Origin of the sequence: Mycolicibacterium thermoresistibile (assembly GCF_900187065.1) — a bacterium.
Lineage (GTDB): Bacteria > Actinomycetota > Actinomycetes > Mycobacteriales > Mycobacteriaceae > Mycobacterium > Mycobacterium thermoresistibile.
In genome coordinates this window covers 390298-411572 of the sequence record NZ_LT906483.1, presented here as the reverse complement: position 1 = coordinate 411572, position 21275 = coordinate 390298, and the positions used below count along the sequence as shown (strand labels likewise).

General features: G+C 69.8%; 18 protein-coding genes. 8 read left to right on the top strand and 10 right to left on the bottom strand.

Annotation, left to right across the window (positions count from 1 at the left end):
- Positions 1–141 precede the first annotated feature (141 nt).
- On the top strand, positions 142–810 hold the full coding sequence (locus CKW28_RS01805) for a GAP family protein (protein ID WP_003927638.1): 669 nt from the start codon (positions 142–144) through the stop codon (positions 808–810).
- A gap of 6 nt (positions 811–816) precedes the next feature.
- Here the strand turns inward: CKW28_RS01805 and CKW28_RS01800 are convergent, their stop codons facing one another.
- The gene (locus CKW28_RS01800; RefSeq protein WP_040548349.1) at positions 817–1473 is read right to left on the bottom strand and encodes a TetR/AcrR family transcriptional regulator; all 657 of its coding nucleotides are present in this window, start codon (positions 1471–1473) and stop codon (positions 817–819) included.
- Positions 1474–1571: 98 nt separating this feature from the next.
- Here CKW28_RS01800 and CKW28_RS01795 point away from each other — a divergent pair, with 98 nt between their 5' ends.
- Positions 1572–2600, top strand: a complete 1029-nt coding sequence (locus CKW28_RS01795; protein ID WP_003927640.1) for an ABC transporter permease — start codon at positions 1572–1574, stop codon at positions 2598–2600.
- Between the two features lie 27 nt (positions 2601–2627).
- The gene (locus CKW28_RS01790) at positions 2628–3794 is read left to right on the top strand and encodes an FAD-binding oxidoreductase (RefSeq protein ID WP_003927641.1); all 1167 of its coding nucleotides are present in this window, start codon (positions 2628–2630) and stop codon (positions 3792–3794) included.
- 49 nt (positions 3795–3843) lie between these two features.
- On the opposite strand, the gene CKW28_RS01785 is transcribed toward CKW28_RS01790, so the two are convergent.
- From CKW28_RS01785 to dnaK, 4 genes are all read right to left on the bottom strand, one after another.
- Positions 3844–4200, bottom strand: coding sequence for a heat shock protein transcriptional repressor HspR (locus CKW28_RS01785; RefSeq protein ID WP_050812095.1), 357 nt, complete (start codon positions 4198–4200; stop codon positions 3844–3846).
- 64 nt (positions 4201–4264) lie between these two features.
- Positions 4265–5434: a molecular chaperone DnaJ gene (gene dnaJ / locus CKW28_RS01780; protein ID WP_003927643.1), complete on the bottom strand. Its 1170-nt coding sequence runs from the start codon at positions 5432–5434 to the stop codon at positions 4265–4267.
- A gap of 27 nt (positions 5435–5461) precedes the next feature.
- Positions 5462–6130, bottom strand: coding sequence for a nucleotide exchange factor GrpE (gene grpE, locus CKW28_RS01775; RefSeq protein WP_003927644.1), 669 nt, complete (start codon positions 6128–6130; stop codon positions 5462–5464).
- The gene (gene dnaK / locus CKW28_RS01770) at positions 6127–7986 is read right to left on the bottom strand and encodes a molecular chaperone DnaK (RefSeq protein WP_003927645.1); all 1860 of its coding nucleotides are present in this window, start codon (positions 7984–7986) and stop codon (positions 6127–6129) included. The genes grpE and dnaK overlap by 4 nt, the downstream gene beginning before the upstream one ends.
- Before the next feature lie 176 nt (positions 7987–8162).
- Here dnaK and CKW28_RS01765 point away from each other — a divergent pair, with 176 nt between their 5' ends.
- Positions 8163–8411, top strand: a complete 249-nt coding sequence (locus CKW28_RS01765; protein WP_040548352.1) for a hypothetical protein — start codon at positions 8163–8165, stop codon at positions 8409–8411.
- A gap of 134 nt (positions 8412–8545) precedes the next feature.
- Here CKW28_RS01765 and CKW28_RS01760 read toward each other — a convergent pair whose 3' ends face one another.
- Complete coding sequence (locus tag CKW28_RS01760) at positions 8546–11305, bottom strand: cation-transporting P-type ATPase (protein ID WP_050812096.1); 2760 nt, start codon at positions 11303–11305, stop codon at positions 8546–8548.
- A gap of 140 nt (positions 11306–11445) precedes the next feature.
- Between CKW28_RS01760 and CKW28_RS01755 the strand changes: the two genes are divergently transcribed.
- The 4 genes from CKW28_RS01755 to CKW28_RS01740 are packed head-to-tail and all read left to right on the top strand — an operon-like array spanning position 11446 to position 14221.
- Positions 11446–12015, top strand: a complete 570-nt coding sequence (locus tag CKW28_RS01755) for a hypothetical protein (RefSeq protein ID WP_003927648.1) — start codon at positions 11446–11448, stop codon at positions 12013–12015.
- Between the two features lie 38 nt (positions 12016–12053).
- A complete protein-coding gene (locus tag CKW28_RS01750) occupies positions 12054–12677 on the top strand; it encodes a TIGR03085 family metal-binding protein (RefSeq protein ID WP_003927649.1) in 624 nt (207 codons plus the stop codon).
- 48 nt (positions 12678–12725) lie between these two features.
- Entirely contained in the window at positions 12726–13658 is a 933-nt protein-coding gene (locus CKW28_RS01745) for an LLM class F420-dependent oxidoreductase (RefSeq protein ID WP_003927650.1), read from the top strand.
- Between the two features lie 20 nt (positions 13659–13678).
- Positions 13679–14221 (top strand): hypothetical protein, encoded by a 543-nt coding sequence (locus CKW28_RS01740; protein WP_040548373.1) that lies wholly within the window; start codon positions 13679–13681, stop codon positions 14219–14221.
- A gap of 101 nt (positions 14222–14322) precedes the next feature.
- Here the strand turns inward: CKW28_RS01740 and CKW28_RS01735 are convergent, their stop codons facing one another.
- From CKW28_RS01735 to CKW28_RS01720, 4 genes are all read right to left on the bottom strand, one after another.
- Complete coding sequence (locus tag CKW28_RS01735; RefSeq protein WP_040548355.1) at positions 14323–16191, bottom strand: Hsp70 family protein; 1869 nt, start codon at positions 16189–16191, stop codon at positions 14323–14325.
- A 119-nt stretch (positions 16192–16310) separates the two neighbouring features.
- Entirely contained in the window at positions 16311–17798 is a 1488-nt protein-coding gene (locus CKW28_RS01730) for a dynamin family protein (RefSeq protein WP_003927653.1), read from the bottom strand.
- A 224-nt stretch (positions 17799–18022) separates the two neighbouring features.
- Positions 18023–19900, bottom strand: coding sequence for a dynamin family protein (locus CKW28_RS01725; protein ID WP_081475595.1), 1878 nt, complete (start codon positions 19898–19900; stop codon positions 18023–18025).
- A gap of 99 nt (positions 19901–19999) precedes the next feature.
- Positions 20000–21046 (bottom strand): IniB N-terminal domain-containing protein, encoded by a 1047-nt coding sequence (locus CKW28_RS01720; RefSeq protein ID WP_003927655.1) that lies wholly within the window; start codon positions 21044–21046, stop codon positions 20000–20002.
- Positions 21047–21275: the final 229 nt, after the last annotated feature.

The following is a 21275-nucleotide window of genomic DNA, read 5'->3' as shown; positions in this document are numbered from 1 at the left end:
AGAGTTCCGGACGCGACACCAGCGGACCGTGTTACCGTCAGCAAATCAAGGCGGATGGGAGAACATGAACCTCTGCGACGGTGTCGGGATCTGTCCGGCCACCCATGCCGCCGGGCCGGCCGACCCGGCGGGTAAGGGCCGATGACCGGAAGCTGGGCTTCGCTACTCACCGAACTCATCCCACTGGCCCTGGTCATCGCGCTGTCACCGCTGTCCATCATTCCCGGGGTGCTGGTCCTGCACACCCCGCGGCCCCGGCCGACCGGGCTGGCGTTCCTCCTGGGCTGGCTGATCGGGCTGGCGGTGCTGGCCGCGGCGTTCGTGGCGCTGTCCGGCCTGCTCGGCGGTGGCCTGGAGCATCCGCCGGGTTGGGCGTCGTGGCTGCGGGTGGTGATCGGCGCCCTGCTCATCGTGTTCGGCGGCTACCGGTGGGCGACGCGGCACCGGTCCACCGAGATGCCGCGGTGGATGCGTTCCCTGACGACGGCCAGCCCGCCCCGCGCGGCGATCACCGCGGCGGTTCTCACCGTCGCCAATCCCAAGGTGCTGTTCATCTGCGCCGCAGCGGGTCTGGCGATCGGCACCGCCGGGGTAGGTGTCGGCGCGTGGCCGGCCGTCCTCTACTACGTGCTGGTCGCCGGCAGCACCGTCGCGCTGCCGATCCTGGCCTATGCGCTGGCGCCGGACCGGCTCGGGCAGCCGTTGGAACGGCTCCGCGAGTGGATGGAGCGCCAGCACGGTGCGCTGGTGGCGGCCATCCTGGTGGTCATCGGTCTGATGGTGCTGTTCAAGGGAATTCACGCGCTGTAGCGGGCATCACGAGCCCGCCGTCAGGGACGACGGAAGGCCCAGCTCGTCGGCGTCGGCGGTGAGATAGCGGTTCACCGTGGGGGCGAGCATCCGCACCACCTCCTCGGTGGACAGCTCCGCCAGCGGCGGCACCCGCATGATGTAGCGCAACATGGCGGTGCCCACCAGGCCGGTGGCCGCCAGCTCGGCACGCAGCCTCGCCTGCTCCCCACCGCCGAGCACCCCGGACACCGCGGTCAGCAGGTACTCGCGCAGGAACGAGCGGAAGGCCTCCCGCGCATCCGTGTTGGAGGTCGCGGACTGCAGCATCGCCCGGATCGTCGGGCCGGTGTCGGGTGACTCCCAGATCTGCAGGTACACCCGCACCATCCGGGTGCCGACGTCCCCGTCGTCCCCGGTCATCGCGGCGACCAGCATCTCCGGATCCAGGATCAGCTCCAGCGACTCCCGGAACAGCTCGGCCTTGGAGCCGAACAGGTACAACACCATCGACGCGTCGACGTGCGCATCCCGGGCGATCGCGCGCAGGGTCGTCTTCTCGTAGCCGTCCTGCGCGAACCGCCGTTTGGCGGCCGCCAGCACCGTCTCCCGGGAGACGGGTTCGCCCTGGCGGCGGCCCCGTTTCCGGCCCCCGTTCCGGGACGAAGACGCAGGTGAAGGCATACCCGACGGTAACACTTTTCAATGCCTGTTGAAATCCCGGACCGGCAGGACTACGCTGCAACCATCGGAATTCAACGCGTGATGAAAAGAGTCCGGCCATGACCACCCAGTCCGCCCCGCCGAACGACCGATCCACCATCCGCCGCCACGAACAGCCCGCCGCGGTCCGCGCCACCGGGATCGTCGTCGTCCTCACCGTGGCGATCGCGATCATCGCGATCGCGTTCGCGTGGCCGGCCTCGCGATCCGCGCCCGGTGACCTGCCGATCGGGGTGGCCGCACCGCCCCCGGTCACCGCCCAGATCACCGCCCGGCTCGCCGAGCAGGCCCCCGACGCGTTCGACGTGCGCGCCTTCGACGACGATGCGGCCCTGCGTGCGGCGATCCGCGACCGCGAGGTGTACGGCGGGCTGTCCATCGGCGCCGGGCCGCCCACCCTGCTGATCGCCACCGGCGGCAGCCCCGCGGTCGCCCAACTGCTGACCCAGATGGCCGGTGGCATCGCCGAACAGTCCGGGATGCCGCTGCGCACCGAGGATCTGGCGGCACCGCCGCCCGACGATCCGCGCGGGGTGGGACTGGCCGCCTCGGCGCTGCCCATCACCCTGGCGGGTCTGCTGCCGGCGATCGCGCTGGTGCTCGCGCTGCGGCGGGAGGTCTGGACCCGGTTCGCCGCGACAGTGGTGTTCGCCGCGCTGGCGGCATGGACCATCGCACTGCTGCTGCGCTTCGTGTTCGGATCCATCACGGACAACTTCTGGGGCGTCACCGCCGGTCTCACCCTGGGCATCCTCGCCGCCGGGCTGACCGTCCTGGGCCTGGGCTCGGTGTTCGGCAGGGCGGGGCTGGCCATCGGCGCGCTGCTGGCGATCCTGCTCGGCAACCCGCTGTCCGGTCTGAACGCCGCACCGGAACTCCTGCCCCGAGGCTGGGGCCAACTCGGGCAGCTGCTGCCGCAGGGCGCCAACGCCACCCTGCTGAGGTCGACGGCCTACTTCGACGGCGCCGGCGCGACCACCGCGATCTGGGTGCTGGTCTGCTGGGTCTTGGTCGGCACCGCCCTGATCGCCGTCGCCGCACTGCGGCAGCGCCGCACCGCGGAGCCGCACCCAGCGGAAATGCATTGATCCGCACTTCACATACACTCGAACGGCGTGGGACTGGACGATGGTGAGTCACTGCGCACCCTGCGCGCTGCCGTCGACCCCGCGAACGGATCCGATGAGCTGATCCGCACCTTCTACACCCGATGGTTCGCGGCCGACCTGTCCGCACGTGACCTGTTCCCGCCCGACATGGCGGCTCAACGCGCGGCGTTCGCCGAAGTGCTGACCTGGCTGCTGGGCGAACTCATCGCCCAGCGCGCCCACGAGCCGGTGGCCTTCCTCGCCCAGCTCGGTCGCGATCACCGCAAATACGGTGTCACCCAAGCGCATTACGACACCATGCACGAGGCCCTGTACACCACCCTGCGCGACCATCTCAACGATCGGTGGACCGACCGGCTGGCCGAGGCGGCCCACGACGCGGTCACGTTGTTCACCGGGGTGATGCGCGGAGCGGCCGAGGCCGAGCAGGGCCCGCCGTACTGCGACGGCACCGTGGTGGAGCATCTGCGGGTCGGCCGCGACGTGTCGGTGGTGCGGCTGCAGTTGGACCGGCCGCTGTTCTACCACCCCGGCCAGTATGTGACGGTGCAGGTGCCGCAGTGGCCGCGCCGGTGGCGGTATCTGAGCCCGGCCATTCCCGCCGACCGCAGCGGCGCCATCGAATTCCACATCCGTTCGGTGATCGGCGGCATGGTCAGCACCGCGATCGTGAACGAGACGCGTCCCGGGGACCGGTGGCGGATCTCCCATCCCCACGGCAGTCTGCACATCGACCGCGACGGCGGGGACGTGCTCATGGTGGCCGGCAGCACCGGACTGGCGCCGCTGCGCACCCTGATCATGGACCTCACCCGGTTCGGCGTGAACCCGCGGGTGCACCTGTTCTTCGGCGCCCGCTATCCGTGCGATCTGTACGACCTCAAGACGCTGTGGCAGATCGCCTCGACCAACCCCTGGCTGTCGGTGACCCCGGTGTCGGAGTACTCCGTGGATCCGCCCTGGGCGTCGGAGTATCCGGATGTGCAGCCGCCCCGCGGATTACACGTCCGCCAGACCGGGCTGCTGCCCGAGGTGGTGACCCGCTACGGCGCGTGGAGCGACCGGCAGATCCTGATCTGCGGCAGCCCCGAGATGGTGCAGGCGACCAAGGCCGCGCTCATCGCCAAAGGCGCTCCGCCCGAACGGATTCAACACGACCCGCTGAGCTACTGACGCCGGCGGCGGCCGGGACGGCCCGCAGAGACGGTGCGGGGGAGAAGACTCACGTCTTCTCCCCCGACCTGCGCGGCTTCCAGAGCACCACCGCGGTGCTCTTCGGCACCACCGCGAGTTCGCGGCGCGGCACCGACCGCATCTGCTCGAGTTCCTGCGTCAACTCCTTCACCCGCGCCTGCAACTGCTCGACCTGATTGGTCAGCTCGATGATGCGCTTGATCCCGGCCAGGTTGACCCCCTCGTCCTGCGACAGCCGCTGCACCTCGCGGAGCAGCTCGACGTCGCGCCACGAGTACCGTCGCCCACCGCCGGGACTGCGCTTCGGGCGGACCAGTCCCAACCGGTCATAAGTGCGCAGGGTCTGCGCATGCATCCCGGCGAGTTCGGCGGCGACCGAGATCATGAAGGTGCGGGTGTCGTCGTTGGACCGTTTGGACCGGCTCACCCACCTTCACCTCGCTTCATGGTCACTGCGCGCCCGCCCATCCCGCCCGGGGATCGAAGCCACTGGCCCGCTCGGCCTCGGCGTAGGCCTTCAACGCCTCCAGGGCTTCGCCCTCCAGGTTGGGCGGCACCGCCACCTTCACCGTCACCAGGAGATCACCCGCGGTGCCGTCGCGCCGGGGCACACCCCGGCCACGCACCCGCAGGATGCGGCCGTCGGCGGTGCCCTTGGGGATCTTCACCCGCACCCGGCCGTCCAGCGTCGGCACCGAGATCGTCGCACCCAGGGCCAGTTCGGCAAAGCTGACCGGCACGGTGACGGTCAGGTCGTCGCCGTCCCGGCCGAACACCTTGTCCGGCCTCACGTGCACGGTGACGTACAGGTCACCCGACGGCGCACCGCGCAGACCGGCCTCGCCCTGCCCGGGCAGCCGGATCCGCTGACCGTCCTCCACCCCCGGCGGGATCCGCACGTTGATGGTCCGCGACCGGGTGGTCACGCCGGTGCCTTTGCACTCCTGACACGGGTGCTCGATGATCGAGCCGCTGCCCCGGCAGGCGGTGCATGGTTCGGAGAACCCGAAGGCACCCTGGTTGCGGCTGATCACCCCGGCGCCGTTGCAGTTCGGGCACACCTTCGGGCTGGTGCCCGGGCGGGCGCCACTGCCGTGGCAGTTGGTGCACGGCGCCGGACTGGTCAACCGCAATGGCATCGCCACACCCTGGGCGGCTTCCCGGAACGAGAGTTCGATCTCGGTTTCCAGGTCGTTGCCGCGCCGCGGCCGGCTCGCCCGAGGCGAGCCGGCCCGCCCGAACAGACCGCCGAACAGGTCGCCGATGTTCGCCCCGCCGGTCTGGCCGGCCGCGTCGAACAGGTCGTTCAGGTTGAACTCGACACCGTCACCGAACCGGCCGGCGCCGTACCCGTTGGCGAACCGGCGACCGAACCCGCCGCCCGCGAACAGGCGGCGGGTCTCGTCGTACTCCTTGCGTTTGACCGGGTCGGTCAGCACCTCCTTGGCCTCGGAGACCGCCTTGTAGCGCTCCTCGGCCTGCGGATTGTTCGGGTTGCGGTCAGGGTGCAACTCGGCGAGCAGCCGACGGGCCGCCCGCTTGATCTCATCCTGGCTGGCATCGGAGGAGACGCCGAGCTCCTTGTAGAAGTCCTTCTCGACCCATTCACGTTGAGCCATGTCGCGTCACCTCCTCACCTTCCACTCTCAGTCGTTGTTGGACTCTGTTGTGTCTGATTCTGCTGCCTGTCCATCCGCGGCACCGTCGTTATCGGGTGTGTCGCCGCCAGGCTCGGTGTCCACCACCGCGACCATCGCGTGCCGGATCACCATGTCGCCGACCTTGTAGCCGCGCCGCAGCACGGTGCCGATGATCGGGTGACCACCGTTGCCCTCATGCTGCACGGCCTCGTGCAACTCCGGATCGAAATCCTCGCCCTCGGCACCGAAACTCGAAAGCCCCAGCGACTCAAGGGTGTTCACCAGCTTGTCGGCGAATGCCTTGAGCGGCCCGGCTTCCAGGTCGCCATGACGGCGGGCGTGGTCGAGGTCGTCGAGGATCGGCAACAGCTCGCCGATCACCGACGCCTTGGTGCGTTCGGCCACGGCCTGCTGGTCACGCAGCGTGCGCTTGCGGTAATTGGCGAAATCGGCCTGCACCCGCTGCAGGTCGGCGAGGAGTTCGGCGGCCCTCTCGGCCTCGCCCGACTTCTCGGCCTGCTCGGCCTTGGCGGCGGACGGGTCGGCGGGGGCCGACCCCGGCGCCGGCCCGCTAGGGGCCGCGCCGGAGTCGACATCCCGCTTCTGACCGGTCACCGGATCGATACGCCGCTTGTCGGTGACAGTCACCGGCTCGTGCGAATCGTTTCCCGTCACTTGTTCTCCCGCTCCTCGTCAACCACTTCGGCGTCCACCACGTCGTCGGCGCCGCCGCCGGCCGGACCGGCCTCACCGTCACCGGCCGCCTGGGCGGCCTGGGTGGCCTCGTAGATGGCCTGGCCGAGAGCCTGCGACTCCTGGCCCAACTTCTCCATGGCCGACTTGATGGCGCCGATGTCGGTGCCGTTCAGCGCGGTCTTGGCGTCGTTGATGGCCGCCTCGACCTTGTTGAGCGTCTCCTCGGGGACCTTCGAGCCGCCCTCGGCCTCACGCTGCTCCTTGACGAACTTCTCCGTCTGGTAGACCAGCGTCTCGGCCTGGTTGCGGACCTCGGCCTCCTCGCGGCGCCGGCGGTCCTCCTCGGCGTGCGCCTCGGCATCCTTGATCATCCGCTCGATCTCCTCCTGGGACAGGCCGGAGCCCTCCTGGATGCGGATGGTGTTCTCCTTGCCGGTGCCCTTGTCCTTCGCGGTGACGTGCACGATGCCGTTGGCGTCGATGTCGAACGTCACCTCGATCTGGGGCACCCCGCGCGGAGCCGGCGGGATACCGGTCAGCTCGAAGCTGCCGAGCAGCTTGTTGTGCGCCGCGATCTCACGCTCACCCTGGTAGACCTGGATCTGCACCGACGGCTGGTTGTCCTCGGCCGTGGTGAAGACCTCCGACCGCTTGGTCGGGATCGTGGTGTTGCGCTCGATCAGCTTGGTCATCACGCCGCCCTTGGTCTCGATACCCAGCGACAGCGGGGTGACGTCGAGCAGCAGGACGTCCTTGACCTCGCCCTTGAGCACACCGGCCTGCAGCGCCGCACCGACGGCGACCACCTCGTCCGGGTTGACGCCCTTGTTCGGTTCCTTGCCGCCGGTCAGCTCCTTGACCAGGTCGGAGACCGCGGGCATCCGGGTCGAACCGCCGACCAGCACCACGTGGTCGATATCGGACACCGAGATGCCGGCGTCCTTGATGACCTGCTGGAACGGCTTGCGGGTGCGGTCCAGCAGATCCTGGGTGATGCGCTGGAACTCGGCCCGGGTCAGCTGCTCGTCGAGGAACAGCGGGTTCTTGTCCGCGTCGACGGTGATGTAGGGCAGGTTGATCGACGTCTGCTGGCTGGCGCTCAGCTCGATCTTGGCCTTCTCGGCCGCCTCACGCAGCCGCTGCATCGCCATCTTGTCCTTGGTCAGGTCGATGCCGGTGCTCTGCTTGAACTTGTCGACCAGCCATTCGACGATCCGGTCGTCCCAGTCGTCACCACCGAGGTGGTTGTCACCGCTGGTGGCACGGACCTCGACGACGCCGTCACCGATCTCCAGCAGCGAGACGTCGAAGGTGCCGCCACCGAGGTCGAAGACCAGGATGGTCTGTTCCTTCTCACCCTTGTCCAGCCCGTAGGCCAGGGCCGCCGCGGTGGGCTCGTTGACGATGCGCAGCACGTTCATGCCCGCGATCTGCCCGGCCTCCTTGGTGGCCTGGCGCTGGGCGTCGTTGAAGTACGCCGGCACGGTGATGACCGCGTCGGTGATGTCCTCACCGAGATAGGCCTCGGCGTCCCGCTTGAGCTTCATCAACACCCGCGCACTGATCTCCTGCGGGGTGTACTTCTTTCCGTCGATGTCGATGGTCCAGTCGCTGCCCATGTGGCGCTTGACCGAACGGACCGTCCGATCGACGTTGGTCACCGCCTGGTTCTTGGCGGGCTGACCGACCAACACCTCGCCGTTGCGCGCGAACGCGACCACCGACGGGGTGGTGCGCGCCCCCTCCGAGTTGGCGACGACGACCGGGTCGCCGCCCTCGAGTACCGCGACCACGGAGTTGGTGGTCCCGAGGTCGATTCCGACCGCACGAGCCATAGTTGCTACCTCCCGATGAACATTGCTAGATCTGAGTGCACCTCACTCAAGCTTCCTCCCGTGGCCGTCCAGGTGTCAAGCCAGACTTGAGTGTGATCAACTCAACTTGCTACCTGTAACGGGGCTCCGGGATCGTTTGTTCCCGCCCTCGCGCGCCCGGCGGCAGCGTCGGCGCCATGTGCCGGTACCGCGGCTGCCGCGACCCCGCTGCCGCGGGACCACACCGCCCGAACGCGTTGACCCAGCACCCCGGCCGCGATGCCGTGCGCACCGTCGACCGGTCTGACCTCGACGAAGCCGCACGGATGCGCGACGGGTGGCGCTGCGGTGACGACGCGCCGGCGCGGCGAGGTGAGCGACCTGTTCGCGGTCACGGCCCGCTGCTCCGGGAACACCGCGAACTCGCCGACCTGCCGCCACCGTGAATCTCGCCACAGCCGACGGTCGGCGAGCAGTCCACGGCGCGATCGACGGGCTCTTTCGGACACACCCGCAGGGCAGACAAGCCGTTCCCGGCCGCCCGTTCCTGGCCGCGTCGCCCCCTCCCGACGGGGAGGGATCACGCGGCCACGGCTGCCGGGCGGACCCGGTAGCGCCGCATCACCGCCTTCTCGATCTCCACCGCGACGAACACCAGCGCGCCGGCGGCGGCGACCTTGACCCAGTCCGACCACCCCAGCGGCGCCGACCCGAAGATCCAGTTCATGAACGGCGCGTAGGTGAACAGCGCCGTCAACCCGACGCAGGCCGCGACGGTGGCCAGCGCGACCCGGTTGCCCAACAGCCCGGCTCGGTTGAGCACCGGTTCGGTCAGATAACGGTTGTTGAGCAGATAGAACATCTCGGCCGCCACGATCGCGTTGACGGCCATGGTGCGGGCCGTCTCGATGCTGGTGCCGAGTTCGAGCTCCCACAGGAACATCGCCAACGCGCCGGCCGCCATCAGCACCGACACCAGCACCACCCGCCAGACGAAATGACCGGACAACAGACTCTCCCGGGGCGGGCGGGGTTTGCGGTCCATCACGCCGCGTTCGGCCGGTTCGAACGCCAGCGCCAGCCCGAGCGTGGCCGAGGTGACCAGGTTGATCCACAACACCTGCGCCGGGGTGAGCGGCAGGGTGAGCTGGAACAGGATCGCCGCGATCACCACCAGCGCCTCACCGCCGTTGGTGGGCAGCATGAACATGATGAACTTGCGGATGTTGTCGTAGACGGTGCGGCCTTCGGCGACCGCGGCGGCGATGGTCGCGAAATTGTCGTCGGCCAGCACCATGTCCGCCGACTCCTTGGCCGCCTCGGTGCCCCGCTTGCCCATCGCCACCCCGATGTCGGCGCGTTTGAGGGCGGGAGCGTCGTTGACGCCGTCGCCGGTCATCGCGACGATCTCACCTTCGGCCTGCAACGCGCGCACCAGGCGCAGTTTGTGTTCGGGGGACGCGCGGGCGAACACATCGCGGTCGCGGGCGATCACCCGCAGATCCGCATCGTCGATCTCGGCGATCTGCGCCCCGGTGACCGCGGGTTTACCACCGCCGATGCCGAGCTGGGCCCCGATCTCGCGGGCGGTGCCGGCGTGGTCGCCGGTGATCATCGTGACCCGGATACCGGCCCGGTGGCATTCGCGCACCGCGGTGATCGCCTCCGGCCGCAGCGGATCGATGATGCCGACCAACCCGAGCAGGGTGAAGCCGCCCTCGAGGTCGGCCAGGGTCAGCGCGCCGGGGGTCTGCGGGTGGCCGCGCCGCTGCGCCAGCGCCAGCACCCGCAGCCCGCGGTCGGCGGTCTCGGCGGCGACGCGGTGCCAGTACGCCGGGTCGACAGGTTGTTCGCCGCGGCTGTCCAGCTGCCGATCGCACAGCTCGACCACCCGTTCCGGCGCCCCCTTGACGAGCACCAGCGGTTCGGCGTCCGCCCCGGCCTCCTTGTCGACGTGCAGGGTGCCCATCATCCGGAGTTCGGATTCGAACGGCACCGAATCCACTCGCGGCCATCGTGATTCGAGCTCGTCGTGGATGAGGCCGAGTTTGTGTCCCAACACCAGCAACGCCGCCTCGGTGGGGTCGCCGCTGATCGTCCAGTCCTCGCCCTCGCGGTGCAATCTGGAGTCGTTGCACAACACGCCGGCCCGCACCAGGGCCACCAGCGCCGGGTACCGGCCCGGGTCGACCACCCGCCCGTCGACGGTGACGTCACCGACCGGTGTGTAACCGACGCCGCCCACGTCGAATTCGTGGCCACCGCAGAGCACCCGCTGCACGGTCATCTCGTTGGTGGTCAGGGTGCCGGTCTTGTCCGAGCAGATCACCGTGACCGAGCCGAGGGTCTCCACCGCGGGCAGCCGGCGCACGATGGCGTTGCGTCGCGACATCTTCTGCACGCCGATCGCCATCGTCACGGTCAGGATCGCCGGCAGCCCTTCGGGAATCGCCGAGGCGGTGAGCGCGACGACCATCATGAACATCTCGGACGGGTCGTGTCCGCGCACCAGCACACCGAGGACGTAGGTGGCGGCCGATGCCAGCAGGATCACCGCCGCCAGCGCCTTGGCGAACCGGGCGATCTGGCGTTGCATCCGGGTCTCGGTCGCCGCGATGTCGGCCAGCATGCGGTTGATGCGCCCCAGTTCGGTGGCGGTTCCGGTGCCGACCACCACCCCGGTGCCCTGACCGTGCACGATCACCGTCCCGGAGTACGCCATGCCGACGCGGTCGCCGACCGGGGCGTCCGCGCCGACGGCGGCCGGGGTCTTCTCCACCGGCACCGATTCGCCCGTCAGCGCGGATTCGTCGGCGAGCAACCCGTCCGCGGTGAGCAGCCGGACGTCGGCGGGGACCCGGTCACCGGAGACCAGCCGCACCACATCACCGGGCACGACGTCCACCGCGTCGATGTCGACCGGTCGCCCGCCGCGGATCACCGTGGCCCGCGGCGACAGCAATGCGCGGATGGCATCCAGCGCCGACTCGGCCTTGCCCTCCTGGACGAACGCGATGACCGCGTTGACGATGACGGCGCCCAGCAGCACGCCGGTGTCCACCCAGTGCCCGAGGAACGCGGTGATCACCGCCGCGATGGTCATGATGTAGAGCAGCACGTTGTGGAACTGCTTGATGAACCGCACCACCGGGTGGGTCTTACGGGACGCGGTCAGCTGATTGGGGCCGTACCGGGCCCGGCGGCGGCGCGCCTGCTCGTCGGTCAAGCCGTCGGCGTCGCAGCCGAGTTCGGCCAGCACCGCATCGGTGCTCAGCGCGTGCCAGGGCCGGTCGAAGTCGATCGCCGGCGGCAGGTCGGCGGCAACGGATTGCGCGTCCATCACCACCCCCTCCCGCCGGCGCGTGATCGATGACAACGTCAACGAAACCAGACGAGACCAAGGCTAATTTGACAGCCGGGAATGCGCGCCCCCTGCGAGTCACTCACGTCACCTGAGTCACATTTGCGTACGGTAGGTGGGTGCGGAGATTCGTCGGACCGGTCGGCGCGGTGGTGCTCGGCGTCACCGCGCTGATCGCCGTGCTGATCGCAGTGGGGGTCGCCGGATGTTCCCGTACCACCGAGGGCAGCCCGGTGGGCACCGGGCCGACGGGCGAGGAACCGACGTTCCCGACTCCCCGGCCGACCCGGACCACCCCTCCCACGACGACTCCCCCGCCGGACACCGGCACCGCGACGCCGTCACCGCGCGGTGAGGTGCTCCGCCCGCAGAACGGATATGTGTTCATCGAGACGAAATCCGGTCAGACCCGCTGTCAGTTGAGCGCCGATGAGGTGGGTTGCGAGGCGCCGTTCCACGACCCGCCGGAGGTGGACGGCGTGCCGGCCAACGGGGTGAACATCACCGCCGACGGAGCGGTGCGCTGGGTGGTGGGCAACCTCGGTGCGATCCCGGCGGTCACCCTCGACTACCGCACCTACTCCGCGCTGGGCTGGACGATCGAGGCCACCCGCGACGGCACCCGTTTCACCAACGACCGGACCGGGCATGGAATGTTCGTCGCCGTCGAGGGTGTCGAGACGTTCTGACGATCTGATCCCCCGACCCGACCAGGGAGGAGACGCCGATGAACGTCGCCCAGAAGGAGCGCGCCGCACTCGTCGAGACGTTGCGCGCCGTGGGGCCCGACGCGCCGACGCTGTGCGGTGACTGGACCACCCGGGACCTGGCCGCGCACCTGGTCATCCGGGAACGCCGCCCGGACGCGGCGGCCGGGATCCTGGCCGCGCCGCTGAGCGGCTACACCGCCAAGGTCCAGAATCAGGTGGCGCAGAACACCGGATGGGACGAACTGCTCGACAAGATCGCGTCCGGGCCGCCGCTGCTCTCGGCGTTCAAGGTGCTCGACCGCTGGGTGAACGTCGCCGAGATGTTCATCCACCACGAGGACGTCCGGCGGGCCGGCCCGGACTGGGACATCCGGGAGCTCGACGACGACGTCACCGCGGCGCTGCGGCGGCCCGTCGCGCTGATGGCGCGGATGACGCTCGCCAGGGCGCCGGCCCGGGTGACGCTGCGGACCAGCGACAACCAGACGCTCGCGACGGTGGGCAAGGGCCCGGAGGTGACCGTCACCGGCGACCCGGGTGAACTGCTGATGTTCGTCAGCGGGCGGGACGCCGCCCGGGTGGCGTTCTCCGGCGACGACCAGTCGTTCGCTGCGGTCCGCCGAGCGCGACGCGGCCTCTGAGCGGCTCGTGACCGGCGCCGGCCGGTGACGACAACTAGAGTTGCCGGCATGGACTTTCGGGTGTTTGTCGAACCTCAGCAGGGCGGTACCTACGCCGATCAACTCGCGGTCGCCCGCGCCGCCGAGGATCTCGGGTACTCGGCGTTCTTCCGGTCCGATCACTATCTGGCGATGAGCGGTGACGGGCTGCCCGGCCCCACCGACTCGTGGGTGACGCTGGCCGGTATCGCCCGGGAGACCACATCGATCCGGCTCGGCACCCTGGTCACCTCCGCCACCTTCCGCTATCCCGGGCCGCTGGCCATCTCCGTCGCCCAGGTCGACGAGATGAGCGGTGGCCGAGTGGAATTCGGCCTGGGCAGCGGCTGGTTCGAGCCGGAGCATCAGGCGTATGCGATTCCGTTCCCGCCGCTGGGCGAACGGTTCGACCGGCTCACCGAACAGTTGGAGATCATCACCGGGCTGTGGACCACCCCGTCCGGGGAGAAGTACGACTTCACCGGCAAGCACTACACCGTGGTGGACTCGCCCGGCCTGCCCAAACCCGTGCAGGACCCGTACCCGCCGATCATCATCGGCGGTCAGGGGCCGAAACGGACACCGGCGCTGGCGGCCCGCTTCGCCAACGAGTTCAACATCCCGTTCGTGCGGCTCGACGCGCTCAAAGCCCAGTTCGAACGGGTGGCCGCGGCGGTCGCCGAGGCGGGCCGCGAACCCGATTCGATGATCTACTCGGCGGCGTTCGTGCTGTGCGCGGGACGCGATGACGCCGAGATCGCCCGGCGGGCGGCGGCGATCAACCGCGAAGTCGATGAGCTGCGGAGCAATTCGCCGGTCGTCGGCACCCCGGCCGAAATCGTCGACCGGCTCGGCCCGTTCATCGAGGCCGGGGTGCAGCGGGTGTATCTGCAGTTGCTGGACATGTCCGATCTGGACCACCTGGAGCTGATCGCCACGCAGGTGGTTCCCCAGCTGCGCTGATCGCCCTACTATCAGTGGCCGTGTCGAGACCTCCTGAGGACCCGAGTAACTATTCCGACAGCGAACCGACGGCCTACAGCGACTACACCGCCGGCGGCTCCGGCGGCTACGTCCCCGGGTACGGCGGCGGTGAGTACGGTGGACCGCCCGGTCCGCCGGAGGAGCCGCCGGTGCCGTGGTACCGCAAACCGGCCGCGCTGGTCGCGTTCGGCGCCCTCGGCGCGGTGCTGCTCGGGTTGATCGTGTTCGCGCTGATCCGTCTGACGTCCGGTGACGACGCGTCGTCCGAGACCGCCACGACGACGACCACCACGACCACCACCACGGGCGCGCCGGTGGCGCCGCCTCCGGCGACGGTGACCCAGACCGTGCCGCCGGCGACGACCACACCGGCCGAGGAGCCGTCCCCACCGCCGACCACGACGCAGACGCCGACCACGACCACCACGACCACGACGACGACCACCACCGAGTCGCCGACGACCACCACGACCACCGAAACCGTCACGCAGACCGAGACGGAGACGCAGACCGTGACGGCCCCGCCGGACGAGGGCGAATAGTCGGACGACAGCCCACCTCTGCGGCCATGGCGGATGAGCGCGAGAGCGCCACGCCGTGGCCGCAGAGTCGTGTCAGGGCCGAAACCACGGGGTGAGTGGCGTCACTCCGCCGTCGGCTCCTCTTCCGGGTCCGGTTCGGGTTCGGGTTCGGGCTCGGGCTGGGGTTCGGGCTCGGGTTGCGGTGCCGGGTTCGCGGTGGGCGCCGCACTGGTCGGCGGGGGCTCGCTCGAGGGTGGGGGCTCGCTCGACGGTGGGCTCGGCGGGGGCTCACTCGTCGGCGGGGGTGCGGGTGACGCCAGGGTCGGAACCGGCACCGGAATCACCACCGGGAACGGCACCACCCCGGGCGACGGCAGCGCCGCCGGCGGGGGCGGGGCGGCCGGTGCGGGAGCCGGTGGGGGTCCCGGATGCACACCGGCGGCCTTGGTGACGTTGCCCGCCGTGGGAGCTTCGGCTCGACCGGCGGGAACCGGGCCGACCGGGGCGCGATGGGCGGGGGCGGCAGCACCCGGACTCGTCACCACGCGGGTCGAGGGCAGCGGCGCCGGGGCCGGCGCCCCGACTTCCGGTGCGGAAACGTCCCGAGCCGGCGCATCCGGGTCGGCGGGAGCCAGCGGCAACTCGACGGGCTGCGGGGCCACCGGTATCGACGCCGCGGAGTCCGCGGTGGACAACGCGCCGTCGTCCGACGTCAGGGCGAGGGTGACCGCGGCGGTGGCCACGACGCCGGCGGCCGCACCGGCCAGCACCCCGGGTCGCCGATACCACGGCGACGACGGTCCGGCGCTTCCCGCCGACGCCGAGCCGTCGGCCGCGAACTGCACGTCGGGCCGGGCGGCGGACTCGGTGAACACCAGCTCGGTGACCGGCTCCGGGGCCGGATCGGCTGCGCTCCAGGCCAGTTCGGTCGCGCCGTCGGCCTCCGGCCGAGGATGCGGGGCGATCGACGGTACCAGCACCGTCGCCGGCTCCCGCTCCCGGCTGCGCGCGGCGATCAGCCCGGCGCCGCTCGCAGCGACGGTCGCGGCGTCCACCGTCGTGGTGACCGGCAACCGCAACGTCTGCGAAAGCCACTCCGTCACCGCCGGAATGCGCGCACCTCCACCGATGGTGACGAGCGCGGCCACATCGGCCGGCGCTATCCGGTTGCGCTGCAGCACCTCCTGCACGGCAGCCAGCACACCGGAGAACGGGTGCCGCAGCAGCGACTCCAGTTCCGCGCGGGTGACCCGCAGCGTGGCCCCGTCCACCACGACACCGGTCGCGGTGTCGTGGGACAACCGCTCCTTGGCGGCTCGGCAGTCCTGCAGTAACCGGCCGAGTGCCGACACCGCGGCGGTGCGCGACGGATCACCACCCGCCCCGTCCAGCGCCTGGCCCAGCACATGGCGCAGCAGGGCCTGATCGATCAGCTCGCCGGAGAAGTCCGGTTGACGCACGGTCGCGTCGACGCGGCGGAACCCCGCGCCGGCATCGGCCAGCGTGACGCTCGTGCCCCGGGCGCCGAAATCACAGACCACGACCACACCTCGGGCCGGCAGTCCCGCCGCCCGCTGGACCGCCGTGAGCGCTGCGACATGATCCGGCACCACGATCGCGCCCGGCAGTTCGCGGCGCAGCGCCGCCACCGCGTGGGAAGGCCAGTACGCCGGGACCGCCACCCCCACCGCCTCCGGACAATGCCGGGTCGCGGCGCGGGTCAGACCGTCCAGCGCCGCGACGAGCAACCGCTCGCCACGGTGCAGAGATCCATCGGGAGCCACGACCGGCACCGGGTCGCCGACCCGATCGGTGAAATCGGTGAGCACCAGTCCCGGCTCGGTCAGGCGCGGGTTGCCCCCCGGAACCCCGACCTCCGGGGGTCGGTGCGCGAACAGGGTGACCACGCTTCGTCGCACCAGCGGACGCCGGCCCGAGGCGGCAGCGACCAGGTGCGCTGCTCCGACCGACAGCCCGAGCCAACCTCGCATACCCGATATGTCGCTCGGCGCGGCCGAAACGTTAAATCCGCCGTTCAACGGCTCACACCATTGCGCCGTTCAACGGCTCACACCATTGCGCCGTTCAACGGCTCACACCATTGCGCCGTTCAACGGCGGCCGAGAGCGGCGTACTCCGCCACCAACGCCTCCGCGCTGCGCACCGCCGCCCGGCAGGCCCTGGTGGTGAACGGGTCGTTGAGCGGATGTTCGGCCCGGCGCCGCCAGCGCTGCGCCGCCGCGAACGCCGCCCGCGGCCCGTCGTACGGGGCGTCCGGGCTCAGGCCGAGCCGGCTGGCCGCATCGGTCCCCGACCCGCCGAGCAGCCGGCGCAGGGAGGCCATCTCCTCCTCGTTCAACGTCGTCGGCCGGGACCGCAGCTGGCTCAGCAGCCGCAGCTCCTCGAACGCGTGGGTGTCGGCCAGCAGCGGTTCGATGTCGGCCAGGATGTAGGGCGTCGCGTAGATCGGATGCCGCTGCACGAACTGCCGCAACGACAGCAGCGCGGTGTGCGCCTTGAGCAGGTCGCTGCGCTGCGCGAACTGCTGATCGATGACATCACGCAGGGCGATCAACCCGCTGCGTTCCAGCAGTTCGTCGGCCAGCGCCACCGAGTCCTTGATCCCGGCCCGCAGCACCGCGATCGAGATCCGGATGCCGAACATGCCGAACCGGTCCAGCAGCGCGGCCCGCGTCGCGGCGTCCACCGGCAGGTCGGCGTCCTCGCGGACGAACCGGTCCACGCTGAGCATCGCCTTCGTCAACACCGCCGGATCCACCCCGGCCAGCCGCTCCAGTGCCACGAACTCGCTCTGCCGCAGCGTGCGGGCGGTCAGCGCGAGCAGGCCGGACACCGGCACCACCGCCTGGCACACCCCGGTGCGTTCCAGCTCGTCGGTGAATCGTTTGGCGACGTCCTTGGCCGACAGCATCGCATCAATGCGTCCGGCGCCGATCTCGTCGGCCCGCGACGCCACCCCGATCACGCCGAGCGCCCCCGCCGAGCCGCCGACCAGATCGCCGATCTGTTTGAGCAGCGCGATGTCGGCGGCGTTCAACGTGCGCAGCAGAAACACCACGGCGTCGACCCGGGGCACCCCGTCCTCGGGCACCAGCAGCCGCAGCGTGCGTTCCGAGACGTCCCGGTTCAGCGACGAGGTGCCGGGGGTGTCGATGATCGTGTAGTCGATCAGTTCCGCGGCCGGCCACTCCACCTCGAGGTCGACGATGTCCTCGGGATCCAGGTTGGCGAAATCGAAGGTGAGGCCGCCGTTGCGGGTGATCGGCACATTGGAGCGTCGACCGCCGCGGTGATTCGCGGTGACCTTCGGGGTCGGACCGTGCCGGAACCAGGTGACGATGCGGGTGGCCTCGGTGGCGTCGGTGGGGGCGATGCTCTCCCCGACCAGGGCGTTGACCAGCGTCGATTTGCCGGCCTTGAGGGTACCGGCCAGCGCGACGCGGATGGGCTCGTTGAGCCTCGCCCCGATCCGCATCAGCTCGTTGTGCACGTCGGGGCGATCGCGGTAGGCGGCCTCGGCCCGGTAGGCCCGGATCGTGCCGCCCAAGATCGCGCGCACCCGGTCACTTGTGCTCACAACTATTCGAGCTTAGTGACCGGGCGACGGGTTCCCGTCCGTTCCGAATGTGCCCTGGCCGCCGCCGGTGTGCGCTGACGGAGCCGAAAGTGCACCGACGAAGGGAAATCGCCCGAATCCCCGCCGTTACCGCACAACGAGCGCAGCCACTGCACGCTCACCGCCAAGGCTGCATGCTCACCGCCTGGACTGCACAGTTCCCCTGAGACGGCCCCTGAGCGGGCCTAACCGCTCGACGTCGCCAGCCGTTCGGCGTGGTCGAGCACCTGGTTGAGGATGTTGAGCTGACGTTCCAGCTCCCGCACCCGGTTGTCGCGTTCGGTTTCCTCGAGTTTGGCCGCGGCGATCGCCGCCTGCAGCGACTCGTTGAGCGAGCGGGTGGTCTGATCGGCGATACCGCGGTAGTAGTCCCGCAGCATCCGCTGAATGCCCTTGAGCCGATCCCGCGACTCCTTCGACACCACGAACGCCACATCGTCGACGAACTTGCGGACGTTCATCTTGGCCTCGTTACGGATTCGCAGGATCCGGTTCTCCATCTCCTCCTTGTAGGTCTTGCGCCCCATCAGCAGCCCGGCGCCCAGCGACAGCGGGTTGAACATGCCCAGCCCGGCGAACGACGACAGCATGCCGAACATCAGCACCCCGCCGAACGATCCCCGCAATCCGGACACGGCACGGTCGCCGAATCGGATCGGCTTGGCCTCCAACTGGTTCAACGATTTCAGGTCACCCAGCTCGGCACCCATCTGGCGGGCGTCGATCTTGGGCATCGGCACCGCGTCCAGCCCGGCCTCGACGAAGGTGCGGGCCACCTCCCGGGCCAGCGCCTCGGCCCGCTGGTAGGCCCAGACGAAGTTGTCACCCACCGCGGTGGCCACCGCGTTCTCCAGTTCGGTGGCGATCTCCGCCCAGTGATTCGTCGGATCGCAGCTGTCGATCACCTGTTCGGTGTAGTTGGTGATGTTGCGGAACCGTTGCCGCAGATCGTGATCCACGTCGGCGGTGAGATCGGCGATGCCGTCGTTGAGAACCTGCTGCCACAGCGCGGTCTGCTGCAACGCGTCCTGGGCTTCCCGTTTGCGCCGCTCCAGCTCCTCGGTGAGCCGCTCCCGAGCCTCCGGATCGTTCAGCGACGACAACTCGGACTCGATCGAGAGCTTGAGATGTTCTGCGGCCGAACGGATATCGGACAGCACCTGGTCCCGGACCCGGATCTTGGCCCCGGACAGCACCTGCTCGCTGAGGAACTTCACGATGGCCGGGAAGTTCGACTCCTCGTTGAGTTCCTTGTCGTTGAGCTGGACCGCGTGGCTGCGCAGCACCGATGACGCCGGGACCATCGGCGTGGTGATCCCGGCCCGGCGCAGGTGTTCGGCGTTGGCCCGCATGATGTCCCGCCAGTGCGGGTACAGGTCGATCTTGGTCGCCACGATCAGCGCCAGCGGGCAGATCTCCAGGGCCTGACGGATGAACCGCATCTCCGGCTCGGTGAACTCCTGGCTGGTGTCGCTGATCATCAACAGCGCATCGGCGTCCGGCAGCAGACCCAGCGTCGCCGACAGATGCGGCTGACCGTGCCCGCCGACCCCCGGGGTGTCGACGAACGCCAGCCCACTCTTGAGGATCGGGCTGGGTGCGGTCACCTCGACGCGCAACACCTGCCGGCCGCGGGCCTGCGGCGCCCGGCGCAGATCGTTCTTCAGTTCGGTGGTGGGGATCTCGACGACCTCGGGTTCCGCGCCGTCGGGCTGGGCCACCACCAACCGGGCCGACGGTTGGTCACCGTAGGAGACCACGGTGGTCAGCACGGTGCTCTCGTCGTCACCGACCCGGGCCACCGGCATGTTCAGCAGCGCGTTGAGCAGCAGGCTCTTGCCCTGTTTGAGGTGGCCGGCGATGACCACCCGGATCTGAGGGTCGGTGATGCGGGCCTTGGCCCGTCGCAACCGCTCGGCCAGATCTCCGCGCTGGTTGAGTTCGGCGATCCGGCTGGTGTGGTCGATCAGTTCGACGATCACCGGCACCGGGTTCGCCGGCCCGCCCGCGGGAGCCCGACTCGCCGGCACCGGCTGCGGGCGGGGTTCGTTCGGTTGCGTCATGGTGCCCCTACGGTAAGCGCGCCGACCGGCGGGGACCAGGTCGTCCCCGCCGGTCGGGCGTTCTCGGTGGATTGTCGGTGGATCCAGGTCTCCCCAGGATCAGAAGGCGTCCAGACCCACCCCCGTGTTGGTGCTGCTGCTCGGCGCGATGTCGGTCAGCGCGTCCAGGGTGTTGCCCGACGCGAACCCGTTGCCCGAGGCCAGGGAGGTGTCGTTGTTCGACCCGATGTTGGTGTCGAAGCTCGACGAGTTGTCCTCGATGTCGTACGAGGTCTTGGTGTTGGTCTCCACCTGGGTGGACACGTTGGTCGAGCTGTCGGCCACGTTGCCGCTGCCCAGCCCGCCGCCGCGCACGTCGTACTGGTTGCCGCCGACCAGCGAGGTCCGGTCATCGTGGATGATGATCGAGCCGCCGCTGCCGCCGTCACCGCCGGACGCGTTCCCGCCGCCGATGCCGATGAGGCTGCCACCGCCGACGGCGCCGCCGCCGTTGCCACCGCTGGTGTCGACGTCGTTGAGCACAGGCGCGTCGTTGTCGGAGATCAGATCCCCGCCGGCCGACTTCGAGTTGTCCTCGATGTCGTTGCCCTTGCCGACGGCGACGTTGGAGCCCGGACCGGCCCAGATATCGCCGTTGTTGGTGGTGTTGCCGTCACCGAGGACCGCACCGTCACCGGAGACGATGTCGCCGTCGTTGTCACCGCCAACGACCACACCACCGTTGGTGGCGGTGTTGGTGGTCTTGTCGCCCAGCGTGATGTCGCCGAAGCCGAGGTTGAAACCACCCGTCTGGGCGTTGGCGCCGGCACTCTGGTCCGGGCTGAACACCTCCGGCTGGATGTGGTTGCGGCTCGCCACCTCGGTCTCCGGGGCGAAGGTGGGCTGCCAGCCCACCGAGGTCTGCGGCGAGAACGGCGAGGCGATGTTGTGGTGGTCGGCGACCGCCCGCTGCAGGCCGACGACCGGATCGCCGCCGCCGAGCAGAACCCCGGCGGGAGCCGCGCTGGCCGCCACCGATTGCAGTTGGGCCGCGGTCACGTTCTGCAGGCCGGCGTCGCGCATGGTGTTCTCCGGGTCGGCGATGAAACGGGCCGCCAGGGCCGGGCTGCGGAACAGGTCCAGGATGAAGTCGATCAGGGTGAGCATTGCACGTGCCTTTCTGTGCGCTTTCTGGTGTTCGGAGGAGGGGCGTGTCACCGGAACTCCGGCGATCTGACTCCACGTTATGGCCGCGCGGTCGCCCCGGAAACGGGGCCGCCGCCCATTTCCGGACGGCCCCATACGGGGGTTCGCGGGATACCCCAATAGGGGATTAGGGGGCTATCTGGGGGTCGTGGGCGGTCACCCGAAAATCGCCGCTGTCTACCCAGGTCAG